Annotated in this window: 15 protein-coding genes; 4 read left to right on the top strand and 11 right to left on the bottom strand. The window is 60.6% G+C overall.

From position 1 onward, the window contains the following. Positions 1-650 precede the first annotated feature (650 nt). Complete coding sequence (locus P9292_RS37455; protein ID WP_309964568.1) at positions 651-1,160, bottom strand: hypothetical protein; 510 nt, start codon at positions 1,158-1,160, stop codon at positions 651-653. A 4-nt stretch (positions 1,161-1,164) separates the two neighbouring features. Here P9292_RS37455 and P9292_RS37450 point away from each other — a divergent pair, with 4 nt between their 5' ends. Continuing rightward, positions 1,165-2,091 carry a lipopolysaccharide biosynthesis protein gene (locus P9292_RS37450; RefSeq protein WP_309964566.1) on the top strand — a complete coding sequence of 309 codons (927 nt, stop codon included), beginning with the start codon at positions 1,165-1,167 and terminating at the stop codon, positions 2,089-2,091. Positions 2,092-2,106: 15 nt separating this feature from the next. Here the strand turns inward: P9292_RS37450 and P9292_RS37445 are convergent, their stop codons facing one another. From P9292_RS37445 to P9292_RS37400, 10 genes are all read right to left on the bottom strand, one after another. Next, a complete protein-coding gene (locus P9292_RS37445) occupies positions 2,107-2,871 on the bottom strand; it encodes an SDR family oxidoreductase (RefSeq protein WP_309964564.1) in 765 nt (254 codons plus the stop codon). Positions 2,872-2,888: 17 nt separating this feature from the next. Next, positions 2,889-3,530, bottom strand: a complete 642-nt coding sequence (locus P9292_RS37440; RefSeq protein ID WP_244831078.1) for an ANTAR domain-containing response regulator — start codon at positions 3,528-3,530, stop codon at positions 2,889-2,891. A 1-nt stretch (position 3,531) separates the two neighbouring features. Continuing rightward, a complete protein-coding gene (locus tag P9292_RS37435) occupies positions 3,532-4,686 on the bottom strand; it encodes a transporter substrate-binding domain-containing protein (protein WP_250527119.1) in 1,155 nt (384 codons plus the stop codon). A 74-nt stretch (positions 4,687-4,760) separates the two neighbouring features. Then, on the bottom strand, positions 4,761-5,747 hold the full coding sequence (locus tag P9292_RS37430) for an acetamidase/formamidase family protein (RefSeq protein ID WP_309964562.1): 987 nt from the start codon (positions 5,745-5,747) through the stop codon (positions 4,761-4,763). A 13-nt stretch (positions 5,748-5,760) separates the two neighbouring features. Continuing rightward, on the bottom strand, positions 5,761-6,468 hold the full coding sequence (locus tag P9292_RS37425; RefSeq protein ID WP_244831075.1) for an ABC transporter ATP-binding protein: 708 nt from the start codon (positions 6,466-6,468) through the stop codon (positions 5,761-5,763). Beyond that, positions 6,465-7,175: an ABC transporter ATP-binding protein gene (locus P9292_RS37420; RefSeq protein ID WP_250493837.1), complete on the bottom strand. Its 711-nt coding sequence runs from the start codon at positions 7,173-7,175 to the stop codon at positions 6,465-6,467. Before P9292_RS37420 ends, P9292_RS37425 begins: the two co-directional genes overlap by 4 nt. Then, positions 7,172-8,152: a branched-chain amino acid ABC transporter permease gene (locus tag P9292_RS37415; protein WP_309965394.1), complete on the bottom strand. Its 981-nt coding sequence runs from the start codon at positions 8,150-8,152 to the stop codon at positions 7,172-7,174. Before P9292_RS37415 ends, P9292_RS37420 begins: the two co-directional genes overlap by 4 nt. A 66-nt stretch (positions 8,153-8,218) precedes the next feature. Further along, positions 8,219-9,088 (bottom strand): ABC transporter permease subunit, encoded by an 870-nt coding sequence (locus P9292_RS37410; protein ID WP_309964559.1) that lies wholly within the window; start codon positions 9,086-9,088, stop codon positions 8,219-8,221. Between the two features lie 63 nt (positions 9,089-9,151). Further along, a complete protein-coding gene (locus P9292_RS37405) occupies positions 9,152-10,384 on the bottom strand; it encodes an urea ABC transporter substrate-binding protein (RefSeq protein ID WP_309964557.1) in 1,233 nt (410 codons plus the stop codon). Between the two features lie 182 nt (positions 10,385-10,566). Beyond that, a complete protein-coding gene (locus tag P9292_RS37400) occupies positions 10,567-12,309 on the bottom strand; it encodes an IlvD/Edd family dehydratase (RefSeq protein WP_309964555.1) in 1,743 nt (580 codons plus the stop codon). Between the two features lie 320 nt (positions 12,310-12,629). On the opposite strand from P9292_RS37400, the gene P9292_RS37395 reads away from it, so the two are divergent. From P9292_RS37395 to P9292_RS37385, 3 genes are read left to right on the top strand one after another with little or no spacing between them, the layout of a single operon-like run. After that, entirely contained in the window at positions 12,630-13,736 is a 1,107-nt protein-coding gene (locus P9292_RS37395; protein ID WP_244831070.1) for a sugar ABC transporter substrate-binding protein, read from the top strand. Next, the gene (locus P9292_RS37390; protein WP_244831930.1) at positions 13,736-14,749 is read left to right on the top strand and encodes an ABC transporter permease; all 1,014 of its coding nucleotides are present in this window, start codon (positions 13,736-13,738) and stop codon (positions 14,747-14,749) included. Before P9292_RS37395 ends, P9292_RS37390 begins: the two co-directional genes overlap by 1 nt. Then, positions 14,746-15,534 (top strand): ATP-binding cassette domain-containing protein, encoded by a 789-nt coding sequence (locus tag P9292_RS37385; RefSeq protein WP_244831069.1) that lies wholly within the window; start codon positions 14,746-14,748, stop codon positions 15,532-15,534. The genes P9292_RS37390 and P9292_RS37385 overlap by 4 nt, the downstream gene beginning before the upstream one ends. Positions 15,535-15,581: the final 47 nt, after the last annotated feature.

Here is a 15,581-nt window from a genome sequence, read left to right as displayed (position 1 = left end):
CGCATTAAACTTTGTTCCGTGGTGCTGATCAACGCACCGCACGAAAGCGGACCCAGCGAGTGCTGAACACACGGCCTCACCTACCTACCTTGACCGAAGCGCAGCTAAGCCAAGGTTCGCTTGAAGCAGTTGCAAACAGAAGTTGTCTGAAACCAACGCGTCATCTTTATCGCAACAAAGCGCAGCACGTTTTCCCGCTGTAGCCGTAATGCAGGCCTGAGCGCAATGGTCAGGAAGTGAGCAATGAGCAAGTGCAACGACGAAACCCCGTTCGGCCGATGGCCCAGCGGGGTTTGGTTTTTTTGGACTTTGAAACCGGCGTGATGGACTTCGTTGTCATCGTTCCCTGAATGCCTAAAGTTCGCCACTGCCGCGCCGATAACGTACTTGTTGCAGCAATGCTTATAGGACGATCGGTCGTTCTTGCAACATCGGTTCAAGCGACTTTTAAAGCTTTTCTCAAACGCGAGCTTCGAGGCAAACGATTGTCCGACGCTCGCCGCCCAGGGCCGCGCGTCGTTGAAGACGCAGGCTGACGTGATACCGCTTTAGTGGTCCAGCACCGATCTTCGTGTCGGACGGCTTCGCTCGTCCTCGATTTGCGTTTATACGGATGACTAACTTCCGTTGCGTCTGGTCCGTGCGGATGATCACGCCTTCTTTAAGGGATTCTGTATCGTTATGACGACCGCGCCTCTTTTCTCTGCAACCCGTTTTACCGCGCCAAGCGCGATCAAGCTTGCAGCAGCGCTCGCCGCGAGCCTCGTTCTCGCGGCATGTGGCGGCGGCGGTGGCGGAGGCGATGCAAAGGAAGCGTCGAGCACCTCGGCGGCAGGCACTAACTCGTCCGGCTCCGCAGCGACGACTACAACCACGACCACGACCCAAAGCGGCGCTGCATCGGCTTCGGCCGCGACCACCACGACGACGACGGCATCCACGAGCGACACGACGTCGTCCGCGCATACGGTCAGCGGCAGCAACTCGACCAGCAGCAACGACACGACCGTCATCGCGCCCACGGCGCCCGCAGCGCCCGTAACGCCTATAACGCCTATAACGCCTATAACGCCCGTAACGCCCATTGTCCCGCCCGCTGCAAACAACCCTCCGGCGTCATCAGGCTCCCCCGCTTCCGGCACGATCGTCACGCCCGTCACACCCGTGACCGTGCACTCGATCTTCTATGGCGCGAACGGCCACAACAACGAAGGCGGCGCCTACGACATATCGAGCCCCGCGCTGCAACTCTCGCAGTTGCAGGATCTAGGCGTGAAGATGTATCGCAACGAAGTGTTCAGCGCGTATGGTGCGACCAAGCTCGCCGGCATCGCAACGACGATGGCCGCAGGCGGCGTGACCGTTTACCCCGTCATGCTGATGGACCTGAACTACAGCAGCGAAGCCGATGCCTATAACGCGGCCTTCACGCTCGGTCAGCAGACGGCGACCGCATATCGCTATCCGTACTATGAAGTCAGCAACGAGCTCGAAGCGCTATGCCTCACCGGGAACGTGGACGGCATCTATCCGCAGCACTACGACAACGCGAAGTTTCAGATTGCACGCGGCGTGATCCGCGGCATGATCGCGGGCGTGAAGTCCGTCGATACGGCGGGCAAGATCGTCATGGGCGGCGGCGCGTGGATGCACTACGGCTTCGATCAGATGCTCGCCAACGGCACGCAACCCGACGGCACCACGAATCACCCCATCGTGAGCTGGGACATTACCGCATGGCACTGGTATTCGGATCAGGGCGACATCGTGAACGCTTGCGGCGGCACCGGATGCCACAACGTGCTCGCGGCGCTCGCGCAGTTCAATAAGCCCATCTGGATCAACGAATTCGGTGTGCGCCCGAGCTATGGCACGGACACGCAAACCGCGAACTATCTGGTCGGCAACCTGATGATGGCGGAGTTCGTGCTGCTCGCGAGGCAATACAACATCCAGTCCATCCAGACTTACGAGCTGTATGACGACCCGGTGGGCGGCGAAGGTCCCTACGGCCTGATGCAGAACGACGGCAGGACCATCAAGCCGAAGTACACGGCGTTCAAGAACTTCGTCGCCGCGAACCCAATGTAAGGGCCGCTGTGCCGCTCAAAGCTGCACGCCGCGAGTGAGCGCGCCATCGACGACGAAGTTGGCGCCGCTCACGAAACTCGCCGCCGGACTCGCGATGAATGCAACGGCGTTCGCGATCTCCTGCGGCTTTGCCATACGTCCTGTCGGGTTCAACGCGAGCGCCTTGGCGAAGAGCTCGGGATCGTTATGCTCGATCCAGTCCCACACGCCGCCTTCGAAGTACACATTGCCGGGCGACACCGTGTTCGCGCGAATGCCCTTCGCGGCAAGCTGATTCGCAAGCCCCTGCATGTAGTGAACGAGCGCCGCCTTGAAAACACCATACGGTCCCGCCGCGAAATCGATCTCGCGTCCCGACACGCTGGAAATGGCCACGATAGACGCAGCCGCGCTCTTTTCGAGGTAGGGCATGGCGGAATCGACGAGATGAACCGTCCCGAGCAAGTCGGTCTCGAACTCCTTGCGCCACGATTCGATGTCGTTGCCGATGGCGAGCGCGCTCACATTGGCGACGATGATATCGATACCGCCCCAGTCCTCTCCAACGCTTTGCACCCAGGTCTCGAGCGCCGCGCCGTCGGCGACATCGACGGCTGCGCCCAGCGAACGCGCGCCGCTCAGTTCCGCGAGCGCATCCGCCGTGCTTGCCACGCTTGCCGCATCGCGCGCACAGATGGCGACATCCGCGCCCTCCTTCGCCAGCGTCTGTGCAATGGCCAGGCCAATGCCCTTGGTCCCGCCCGTGACGATCGCTTTCAATCCCTTGAGTTGCAAGTCCATGTCCGTGGCTCCTGTGCCTAACTTTCCTCTCCGGGCGCGGCGCAGCGTTTGAGCTGCAGCACTTCGCCCGCTTGAATGACCGAGTGACAGATATCGTCGATAGTCACGCGCTTTTCCATCGCCTGCGCCCTGAGCATGTCGTAAGCCTGACTCTCGCTGATCTGATGCATGAGCATGAGGATGCTCTTCGCCTCGCTTAAATGCCGACTGTCGAGCAGCTTCTGTTCGAGCTTCGCAATACGCTGCGTATGTTGACGCGCGCGTCGTGCGTGATAGAGCGCCATGACGATGGCCGACAACAAGCCTGACGCGCGTATGGGCGTGGTGATGATGCCGTCCGATCCCATCTTGATGGCCTGATCGATAAACGTCGGGTTCTCGTAGCCGATGACGCAGATGAGCGGCGGCGCGTCGGGACCGAGCCATTCGTCCTGCGGCGCGCGTTCGTCGGGTCGCAACGCGCGAAACACGAGATCCACGTGATCGGGCAGCACATCCGTGGGCGGCCATACGCGTTCGACCTCGAAGCCAATGCGTCGCAAATGGCTCGTCAACGTGAGGCCGTCGTCATCGTCCGGATGCACGACGATCACGCGCGGACTGCGCTCCAGAATGGAGCCAGTCAAACTGCGCTGTCCTCTGTCGCCTCGCGTGCTCACGTCAGTAGTCCCGCAAGCTCAGCTTGGTCACCCAATCGCCAAGCGTCTGATGCGTCATATAAGGATCGGGCGCGACCGCGATCTTCGACTCGCGCAACACGCTGAAGTGACCGTCTTCATTCGCGCGGCCAATACGCGGATACAACGCCATATGATGATTCACCGGGTCGATACGCACGCGTCCCTGCGGTGCCGCATACTCCGCGCCGAGCAGATGCGGCATGATCGTGCCGATCTCGTCCGAGCCCGCGCGCGCGCAGGCTTCGGCGAACATGTGCATTTGATAGTACGCAGCCTCCCAGTTCATGTCGGTGGGTGTATCGGCGCCAAAGCGCGTCTGATGATGACGCACGGCGGCGTGATTCTCCGGCGTATCGATGCTTTGAAAATAAGGCGCGGCCGTGTAGTGTCCTTGTGCGATTCCTCGTTCCATTGCATGAATCTCGGTCTCGGACGTGTTGAGGCTGGCAATGGGCATCACCGCGGGATCGAGGCCGGCGCGCGCATAGGCTTCGTAGAGATACGGCACCGTGGCGCCGATCAGCGTGCAAAAAATCCAGTCGGGCGATTTGCGTTTGATGTCCGCGATGACTTCGGCGAACGGCTCGCGCGATACATCGAGCGGAAGATAACGTTCACCGAGAATCGCGCCTTCCGGATGCTGCAACAGCAACTCCTGCATCGTGCGGTTGCACTCATACGGATAGACATAGCGCGAGCCGACCATATACACACGCGCACCGAACGTCTCCGTCATGAAGTCGGCCAACTGCACGCCATTTTGATTCGGCGATGCCCCGCTATAAATGATGTTGTCCGAATACTCGAAGCCTTCATACTGCTGCGAATAAATGAGCAGACGATTGTGCTTCTCGACCACCGGCAACATGGCCTTGCGGCTCGTGGACGTATAACCGCCGAAGATCACGTTCACGCCGTCTTTCATGATGAGCCGTTCCGCCCGCTCTCTGAATGCCGCCGGGTCGGACGCGGGATCGTAATGAACCGCCACGAGTTCGCGCCCGCCAATGCCACCGCACGCGTTGATCTCGGCCATTGCAAGCGCGGCCCCGCGCCATTGCGAACGTTCGAGCAGTGCAGTCGCGCCGCTCGTGGAAGAAAGCAGGCCCACTTTGATGGGATCGGACAAAGCCATAGCGTGACACGCTCACCGGAAATGTACGGACGCGCAACGCGTGAACTCGAGCGTCGCACGCCTTTATTTGAGTGTTATTTCAGGTAGCGCTTCGCGACCATGGCGCCCACCGTGTATTTCGGATCGACGAAGTTGCCGAGCCGAACCTTGCCTACCTGACTCAGCATCATATATGCATCCCACTTGTCGAAACCATATTCGGCGGCCATCCACAACACGAGCTCACGGTACGCAATGCGTGTGGCGTCTTCCAACGGACGCGCACTACCGATACTCATCAGCGCGTCTTCGTTTTCGAGTCGCGGCCAATCGATCTTCCAGCCCTTAATGAGATCGACGCGCACCGTCGTCGTGCTTTGATACTCCACCGCCGTGCCGCACACTTCGCCATCGCCCTGGCAGGCGTGTGCATCGCCGATAAAAAGCCGTCCGCCTGGCGAGCGCACCGGCAAGTAGGTGATGCTGCCTGGCCCCATGTCGGGCACATCCATGTTGCCGCCGTGCGAATCCGGCGTGAGCGAGTTGATGGAGTCGATCTCCGGCGAAAGACTCAAGGTGCCGATATGCGGCTTGTACGGCAACGTATTGCGCTTGCTCCAATAGACGTTCTCTTCGTCGATCTTGATCTTGCGCACGATCTCGGGCAGCGGCTCGTTGAGAAGCGCCGTGTAGTCCGTGCCCGTGAGGCCGCCGAAGTTGGGGATCATGCAGCAGAAGCCGTGCGGGTCGTCACCGCGCGGCGACATCTTTTCGATGTACACGGCCACCACGTCGCCCTTCTCCGCGCCTTCTATCATGACGGGTCCGTTCTGCGGATTGAGAAACGGCACAGTCAGCAGTTCGGATGGCTTGTCGGTCTCTTCCTTGATCTTGCCTTCGAAGGCATCGCGCGTTTCAACCACGATACGGTCGCCCGGTTTCACATGCAGCACCGGTTGCGAATAAGGACCGATGGTGTAGTGGAACGTCTGCTGCAACTCTTCCGTGAGATGGTGCTCAACCGGCTCGCGGCTCGCGCCGACGCCACGTTTCATCATGATCGAATCTTCAAGCCATTTCATGTCCGATGCTCCTTCACAGTGCCAGATACTGGCGAATCAGTTGTTCGTCTCCGAGTTGCGCCGGGCTCAGGGTATCGACTATGCGGCCCTTGTCCATCACGCAGCAGCGCGACGCAATGCGCTCTACCATGCCCATGTCCTGCTCGACCAGCAATACGCCGATACGCGCCTCCCGCGCAATCCGTTGAATGGTGTCGCCGATGAGCGTGACGATCGACGGTTGAATGCCCTCGGACGGCTCATCGAGCAACAACACCTTGGGCGCGCTGATCAACGCGCGCGCAATCGCCAGTTGCTGTTGTTCGCCGCCGCTCATGGTGCCCGCCTTTTGCCGGTAACGCGCCTTGAGAATCGGAAAGTACTCGACGACTTTCGCCTTCATCTCGGCAGCCTGCGCGCGATTGGCCTGTGCACCGACCTGCAGATTCTCGGCCACGGTCAACATGCCGAATATCTCGCGCCCTTGCGGCACATAACCGATGCCTTGCTGCGCTCGCACGTAAGGCTTCGCATGCCCGAGCTCGACGCCATCGAGCGCAATGCTTCCCGCGCTCAACGGCACGAGTCCGATCAACGCGCGCATCAACGTGGTCTTGCCCACGCCGTTGCGGCCGATCATTGCGAGCACTTCGCCGCGTTCTATGCCGAAGGACACGCTATTCAACACGCGTCCGCCGCCATAGCCGCCTTCCACGCCCGATACCTCGAAGAAGGCGCTCATTGCTTCTTCCCCAGATAAACCTCGGCAACATCGTCGCGCGCGAGGATTTCATCGAGCGGACCATCGGCGAGAAGGCGTCCGCCGTGCAGCACGCTCACGCGCGTTGCGATCTGCTTCACGAAGGTCATGTCGTGTTCGACGACCATCATCGTGAGACCATCGTCGCGTAGTTGCTTGATGAGTTCGCCCGTCGCGTGCGTCTCTTCCACCGACATGCCGGCCACGGGTTCATCGAGAAAGAGTAGCTTCGGGCGCAGCGATACGGCCATCGCTATTTCAAGCCATTGCTTCTTGCCGTGCGAAAGATTGCGCGCCGGTACATGCTCTTCCTGCGCGAGCAAGAAGCGCTGCAAGAGTTCGTCGATGCTCTCGGGCCTGTCATCTTTCGCGCGATGCAGCGACAGTTGCAGATGCTGGCGCACGGTGAGGTCCGGGAACACGCCGGGTATCTGAAACTTGATGCTCATGCCCATGCGTATGCGCTCATGCGGCAACACATGGTTCATGTCGCGGCCGAGAAAATACACGCTGCCGTCCGATGGTTTATGTTCACCGGTAATGAGCTTGAAGAACGTGCTCTTGCCCGCGCCATTGGGACCGATCACGCAACGTATCTCGCCCGCGTCGATCTGAAAGTCGATACCGTTGATCACATGCGCGCCGCCGAAGTGCTTCTTGAGCGCGCGCGTTTCGAGTAAGGCCGTCAAGATTTGCTCTCCTTGTGGGCATTGATTGCGCCATGCGAATGCGTCCGGTCGCGTTCGAAGAGTCGTCGCAGCAACTTCGCCGACGATGGCAGCAAGCCCTCGGGCGCCGCGAGCACGACGATCAGCAGGATCGCACCCATCAGAATGAGCGCGTACTGGCTGCCGTACACCGCGAGGTTCTGCGAGAGCCACACGAGGAATGCAGTGCCGATGATCGCGCCGCCGATGCTCTGCCTGCCCGCGGTTGCCACCCAGATGACGGGCATCGCGGCTGCGGTGAGTCCCATCGTCGATGGCGTGATATAGGACCCCCAGATCGTATAGAGCGCACCGGACAGGCCGCCGAGCGTGGAGCCGAATACGAAGATCATCCACTGATGCCGGCGGATATCCACGCCCAGCATTTCCGCGCGCTGCGGGTTCTCGCGGATCGCGACGAGCGTGAGTCCGAAGGTGCCGTCGAGCAGGCGTTTAGCGATCGCATACACGATCAGCAGCAATACCAGCACGAGGTAATAGAAGCTCGCGTTCTCCAGCGTGAGCGTGCCGCCGGGCCACGGAATGGTGAGCTGCGGCATGCCGCCCATGCCGTTGTAGCCGTTGAGCGGCGCCTGTCCGATGGTCCATTGCGGCCCCGCCGTCTGCGCCATGAACGTTTCGAGCACGAGCGTGACCGACAAGGTCACGATGCCGATGAACACACCCTTGATGCGCCCGTAGAAGATCATGTAGCCGATCAACGCGGCCACCACGACGCTCACCAGCAAGCCGACGATCACGCCGAGCCACGACTGATACCAGTAGTCGCCGAAGTTGAGCGTAAAAACGCCATACGTATAGCCCGAAAGCCCGAAGAACGCGGTCTGTCCGAACGAGAGAATGCCGCCGTGGCCCCACATCGCCGCAAGTCCGACCGCGCTGAAAGCCCACACGAGACAGTAGGCGAGATTACCGCTTGCGGTGGCGTCGATCACCATCGGCAAGCAAAATGCGACGAGCCACGGCAGACACTTCAATGCGATTGATTTGTTCACACGAGGCTCCTAACGCAAGCGGGTGAACAGATTGCCGAGGCCTTGCGGCATCAGCCGAATGACGACGATCACCGTCACCAGCAAGCCGATCTGCCCGAACAACTGACCATACGATGCAGTGAGCGCCGTCTGTATCACCGCGAGCACGGCAGCGGCAGGCGTGGTGCCCGCAATGACGTTGGCGCCGCCGACCACCACCGAGACGAACGCTTGCACGATGAAGTTGCTGCCCATCGTGGGCACGGCGGTCATGGTCGGTGCATAGAGCGCGCCAGTCAGCCCCGCGAGCCCCGCGCCGAGCGCGAAGGTCAGCGTGTAGAGCCGGTCCGTGCGCAAGCCGAGACATTGCGCGATGTTCGCGTTCTGTATGGTGGCCCGTGCGCAGACGCCATAGTTGGTCTTGAAGAACAGGAGGTACAACGCGAACAGAATCACGAGCGCGATCACCGGCAGGACGGCGCGATACACCGAGAACGAGTATTCGCCGACATAGAACGATCCGAATGGCGTGCCGATGCCTTCTATCGACGGCCCGGCGACCAGCAGCATGGTCTGTTGCACGATAAGGCTGACGGCCCACGTCGCGACCACCGAATCGAAGAGACGGTCGTAGAGATGACGTATCACCAGACGTTCTATGACGACGCCCGCTATCGCAGCGGCGATCGCGCCGAGCAGCATCGCGAGCGGTAAGGGCACGCCGCGCTTCGCCGCGATGATCGTCACATACGCGCCGCACATGATGAATTCGCCATGCGCAAGGTTGATCACGCCCATCATGCCGAAGATCACGGCAAGACCGAGCGCTGCGAGCACGAGATAAGCGAAGCTGTCGCCGAATTGATAAACGAGCGAATAAAGTACGGACACCGTGGCCATGAATGCGTCACCCAGGTTGCTGGCGCGTTTCGCTCGTGACGAGCGGCGCGCCGTTTCCTCAACTTACGACTTCTTCGGCAGATTCGTCGGCGTGTACTGACGATGGTCCGGCTTGTTCGGCAGATCGCAGCCGACTTTGCCGAGCCAGTAAGGCTGCACGTCGTCCCATACTTTCGGAATATCGACCGAGTGATCGTCCTTCACATGCACGAGGTAGATCGTGTGGCTCACGTGGTGGCTCTTCGGATCGATACACACCTTGCCCTGCGCGCCTTCCGTGCAGATGCCGCTTTCCAGCGCCTTTTGCACCGCCGCCTGATCAGTGGTCTTGGCCTTTTCAGCCGCCGCCTTGTACAGATAGATGGCGTCGTAAGCGTTGGCCGCTTCCTGGTTGATATACGGCTCGTTCGGGAACTTGGCGTGGAAGCGCTTCTTGAAGTCGTTGCTCGCGGGGGTATCGACTTCCTCGACATAATTCGCCGTCACGTACATGTCCTTGAGCGCGGGCGGTTTGAAGCGCTTGTGCTCATAGGCCTGGCCCACGTTGACCGAACTCGCCATCGGCAAGTTCAGATGCGCGGACGCTTGCTGCTCGTAATAAGAAGCCTGATTGGCGCCCACCAGCAAGGTCACGACGAAGTCGGGCTTGGCCTTCTGAATGTTCTGAATGGTCTGGCCGAACTGCGAAACAGAAAGCGGAATGAATTCCTCGCCGACCATCGTGCCGCCATTTTCCTTGACGATATTGCGCACCCATTCCGCCGAGATCTGGCCGAAGTTATAGTCGGCCGCGATGGTGTACACCTTCTTGCCGAACTTCTGCATCATCCACGGCAGCAAGGTCGAGAACTGCTGTTCGGGCACGGCGCCCGTGACGAATGTGGTGCTGTCGCAGACGCCGCCTTCGTACTGGTTATCGTAGAAATAAAGTTGCTTGGCGCGGTCCATGATCGGACGAATGGCCTCGCGCGACGCGCTGGAGAACGCGCCGAAAATCACGTCGGGTTTGTCGGTCTGAACGAGCCGCCGGGCAAGCTCCTGGAACTTCGTATTGTCGGACTGCGTGTCATACTCGATCAACGTGATGGGGCGCCCGAGAATGCCGCCCTTTGCGTTGATTTCATCGACGGCGAGTTGCGTCGCGTGGATCTTCGGGATGGTCGCAAGCGCGAAGTTGCCCGAAGCATCTTCGAGCAAGCCGATTTTCACGGGGTCCGCCGCGCTGGCAGCAAGCGACGAGAGACTAAGTCCTGCAAGCAGGGCCAGACGCATCCAGCCAGACGGCTTTGGCAACATTGAGGTTCTCCAGGAAAACAGACAAAAAAAAGCCCCCTGACGAACGCACGGTTCGTCAGGGGGCTTCTACGCCGGGTCCTCAGGCGGACATCGTTGTCGGGCCGTAAGGAATGGAGTCGATACTAGTGCGCCGAAATTCGCGTTGTCAACGAGAAATCAAAATAGTTCGGTGCGCTTCGTGTCTAGTGCGAGTGACGCGGCACCTCCGCGCCCCGGCAGCCCACGAGAAAGTCGAAGTCACAGCCTTCGTCGGCTTGCAGCACATGATCGACATAGAGCTTGCGATAACCGCTCTGGTCCGCGGGCGTCTCGGTCTTCGCCGCCTTCCATGCTGCGAGCCGAGTGTTGATCTCCGCTTCGTCGATATCGATACGCAGCACGCCCTGCATGGCATCGAGCTCGATCCAGTCCCCGTTGCGCACGATAGCCAGCGGACCGCCCGCGCGCGCTTCCGGCGCAACGTGCAGCACGACGGTGCCATAAGCGGTGCCGCTCATGCGAGCATCGGATACGCGCACCATGTCGGTCACGCCTTGCGCGAGAATCTTGGGCGGCAAACCCATGTTGCCGACTTCAGCCATGCCCGGATAACCCTTCGGTCCACAGTTCTTCATCACGAGCACGGAGTCTTTCGTGACCTCGAGTTCGGGATCGGCAATTCTCTGCTTGTAGTCGTCGAAGTTTTCGAACACGACCGCGCGCCCGCGATGCTTGAGTAACGACGCCGTCGCCGCCGACGGCTTCAGCACCGCGCCATTCGGCGCGAGATTGCCGCGCAGCACGCACAGGCCGCCGTCTACCACGAGCGGTTTGTCGAGCGGCCGGATGACTTCGTCGTTATAGAGCGGCGCTTCCTTGCAGTTCTCCCAGATCGTGTGGCCATTCGCGGTGAGCGCGTTTGGATGCGGCAGCAAATTCGCTTCGCCAAGGCGCCGCAGCACCGCAGGCAAGCCGCCCGCGTAATAAAACTCCTCCATCAGAAAGCGGCCCGATGGCTGAAGGTCGACGAGCGTGGGCGTGCCGCGTCCGACGCGCGTCCAGTCGTCGAGTTGTAGATCGACGCCAATGCGTCCCGCAATCGCCTTCAAGTGAATGGCCGCATTGGTCGAACCGCCAATGGCCGCGTTCGCGCGGATGGCGTTCTCGAATGCTTCACGCGTGAGGAGCTTCGACAGTCGCAAGTCTTCGAGCGCCATGGTGACGATACGCATGCCGGACAAATGCGCGAGCACATAGCGGCGTGCATCGACGGCAGGAATCGCGGCGTTGTGCGGCAAGGTCACGCCGAGCGCTTCGGCCATGCACGCCATGGTCGATGCGGTGCCCATGGTGTTGCAGGTGCCCGCCGAACGCGACATGCCCGCTTCCGCCGACATGAATTCGTGAATCGATATCTTGCCCGCCTTCACTTGCTCGCTCAGTTGCCACACGACCGTGCCCGAGCCGATGTCGCGCCCGTGATGCTTGCCGTTCAACATCGGCCCGCCCGACACGACGATGGCCGGCACGTCGCAACTCGCCGCGCCCATCAGAAGCGCGGGCGTGGTCTTGTCGCAACCGACGAGCAGCACGACCGCATCGACCGGATTGCCGCGAATGGCTTCCTCGACATCCATGCTCGCGAGATTGCGTGTGAACATGGCCGTGGGACGCAGGTTCGATTCGCCATTCGAAAACACCGGAAACTCGACGGGAAAACCGCCCGCCTCGAATACGCCGCGCTTCACGTGCTCGGCGAGCTTCCGGAAGTGCGCATTGCACGGCGTTAGTTCGGACCACGTATTACATATGCCGATGATCGGCTTGCCTTCGAACTCGTGATCCGGAATGCCCTGGTTCTTCATCCAGCTTCGATACATGAAGCCGTTCTTGTCCGCGGTGCCGAACCAGGCGGCCGATCGAAGCTTACGTTTTGGCTCATCCATGTCTTTTACCCACTCTTTGAGAGATGCTGAAATAGCATGACTATTGCGCTTCATCTTACCGGGAAAACGCTAATCGAAACGTGCGTGAACGCTGCATATAGTTTGGCTAATTCGGCGAGAGGCAATGCTGCAGCGAAGCAAACCGAGTGCTTCGAGCTTCACCACGCCGAACCTGAGAGCGCGATGAATCGAAGAAATAGAACAACGTCGGAGCTGCACGAGCATCCCATCATTTGACGCAAACCCGCACCACTCACTATCTGAACATGATCGACGATCAGTCGACCCATCGACCAACGAGAAAGGGCTAGGAGGAAGACATGGCGCATGATTCAAAAGACGCGGAAGACAACAAGAGCACGATCAACAACGGCCGTCGCGGCCTCATGCAGGGTGCGGGTCTGGGAGCAGCGCTGTCGCTTCTCGGCGCGGCCGGCGGCGCGGGCGGATTGATCTCGTCGGCGCAGGCCGCGGAAACCGCATTTCCGCAGCACAAGAAATGGAAGATCGTGTTCGTCAATCACGTGACCACGAATCCTTTCTTCGTGCCAACGCAATACGGCATTCAGGACGCCTGTTCGCTGCTCGGCATGGATTATCAGTGGACGGGCTCCGCCACTTCGGATGCGGGCGAAATGGTGCGCGCGGTGAATTCCGCCATCGCGGCCAAGGCGGATGCCATCGCCGTTCCTATCGTCGATCCGACCGCCTTCGACAAGCCCATCCAGGCCGCGCTCGATGCGGGCATCGCCGTGTTCGCCTATAACGCCGATGCGCCGCGCGGCAAGACGAGCCCGCGCCTCGCGTACATCGGGCAGGACTTGTATCTCTCTGGCTATCAGATGGGCGAGCGTATTGCGAGTCTCGTCGACAGCGGCCTGGTGGCGCTTTTCATCGCGACGCCGGGACAGTTGAACATCCAGCCGCGCCTCGATGGCGCGAGCGACGCGATCAAGAAGTCCGGCAAGAAAATCGACGTTCAGACGGTCGCCACGGGCGCCACGGTCAACGAAGAGCTTTCGAAGATCAAGGCGTTCTATCTCGGCCATCAGGATCTGAAAGGCATGTTCGCGGTCGATGCAGGCAGCACGCAAGGCGTGGCGCAAGTGATGAAGGAGTCCAACCTGCCGTCGAAGGGCGTGCATGGCGGCGGCTTCGATCTGTTGCCCCAGACCGTCCAGTTGATTCACGAAGGCTTCCTCGATTTCACCATCGACCAGCAGCCTTATGTGCAGGGCTTTTATACGGTCGTGGAAGCGTTCACGTTCCTGGCTTCCGGTGGACTCGTCGGGCCTGCCAACATCAACACGGGCCTGAAGTTCGTCACCAAGGGCACGGTCGAGCCGTATCTCAACACGTCGACGCGCTATGAAGGCAAGTCGACCAAGCCGCAGATCGTGCCGATGAACGGCGCGATCAAATCATGATGAACGCGGTCAACGAACCGCAGAAGACACAAGCTCCCGCGCGCGTTCCACGGCCGCGCGGGGCCTTGTTGTCGAACTGGGCGGCGGAGTTGCGCATCCTGCTCGTGGCCGTGCTGTTGTGCGCGTACTTTCAGGTCATCAATCACGACTTCCTTTTGAGCAACGCGAGTCTCGTCAACCTCTCGCAGTTCATCGCGCCGGTGGCGATCATCGCGTTCGGCGAAGTGATGCTGATGATCGGCGGCGACATCGATCTGTCGGCGGGCATGGTGTTCGCCTTCGCGCCGTTCATGATGGTGTTCGCCAACGACGCGGGCGCGCCCATGTGGCTCGCGGTGATCGCGGGACTCGTCGCGGCGGCGATCATCGGCTTCGTGAATGGCGCGGTGACGGTATGGCTGCGCCTGCCTTCATTCGTCACCACGCTCGGCACGCTGTTTCTCATCAACGGAATCACCTTGACGCTTTCACGCGGCACGCCGGTGGCCACGCCGGGCGAACCGGGCTTCGCTGCCGTGATGGGCGGATGGGGCTATAGCGAGATCATCTGGACGGTGGCGATAGGCTTCGTCATGCACGTGCTGTTACGTCATACGCGATGGGGACTGCATACGCAGGCGGCCGGCGCGAACGCCATTGGCGCGAGCGAGGCCGGAATTCAGGTGAACCGCTTGCGGCTCGGAAACTTCGTTCTCGCCGCAGTGCTCGCGGGCTTCACGGGCATTCTCGAGGGCTACCGCATTACGTCCATCGACCCGCAAGCAGGCGGCAACCAGATCATGTTTCTGGCCGTCGCGGCGGCCGTGATCGGCGGCACGCCATTGACCGGCGGCTCGGGCACCATCGTGGGCGGGCTCATCGGCGCGGCCGTGCTGGGCATTCTGAACGATGGCTTTACGCTCATCGGCATAAACGCGTTCACGTTCAACATCATTCTGGGCGCCGCCATTCTCGCCGCGATGATCTTCAACATCCATATCGGCCGCGTTCGCCGCAAGGGAGGCCGGGTATGAGCGATGTTTTGCAAACCGCCCCGGCGAGCTATGCGCTGCGTGGCGACAACCTCGTCAAGCGCTTCGGCGCGGTGACGGCGCTCGATGGCGTGTCGTTCTCGCTCGGCTCCGGCGAAATTCTTGGCGTGCTGGGCGACAACGGCGCGGGCAAGTCCACGCTCGTCAAGATACTCACGGGCTACCATCAGCAGACCGATGGCAAGCTCGAGATACACGGTGAAGAAACCTTGCTGCGCTCGGTCGATCATGCGCGTTCGCTCGGTATCGAATGTGTGTATCAGGATCTCGCGCTCGCGAATTCGCTGAGCATCTATCACAACATGTTCCTGAATCGCGAGATCGTGAAGCCGGGCCCGTTTCGTCTGCTCGATCACAAGCAGATGCGCGAGCGCGCCGCGCAATGTCTCGACGATATCGGCGTGCATGTGCCTTCCGTCGATCTGCCCGTGGAGCGTCTTTCGGGCGGCCAACGTCAGGCTATCGCGGTGGCGCGCGCCGTCAATTCGAACGCGAAGATTCTGTTGCTCGACGAACCGCTCGCCGCCATGGGCGCACGCGAGGCTGCGCTCATCATCGATCTCGTCTTGCGTCTGAAGGAGAAAGGCGGCCTGTCGATCATCATGATCATGCACAACTACGCGCAGACGCTCGATATCGCCGATCGCATCATCCTGATGCAACGCGGACGCGTGACGTATGAGCAGCGCAGCGCGAATACGTCGGTGGCGGAGCTGATGGAAATCGTGCGGCGGGAATATCGCGCGATGCGGGCGACCACCGCGTAGCGGACGCAACGGGCGCAACGGGCGCGACTTCAGGACATCGGCCGGAT

This window comes from Caballeronia sp. LZ001, from assembly GCF_031450875.1.
Classification (GTDB): Bacteria; Pseudomonadota; Gammaproteobacteria; order Burkholderiales; family Burkholderiaceae; genus Caballeronia.
This window is presented reverse-complemented; position numbering and strand designations above follow the sequence as displayed.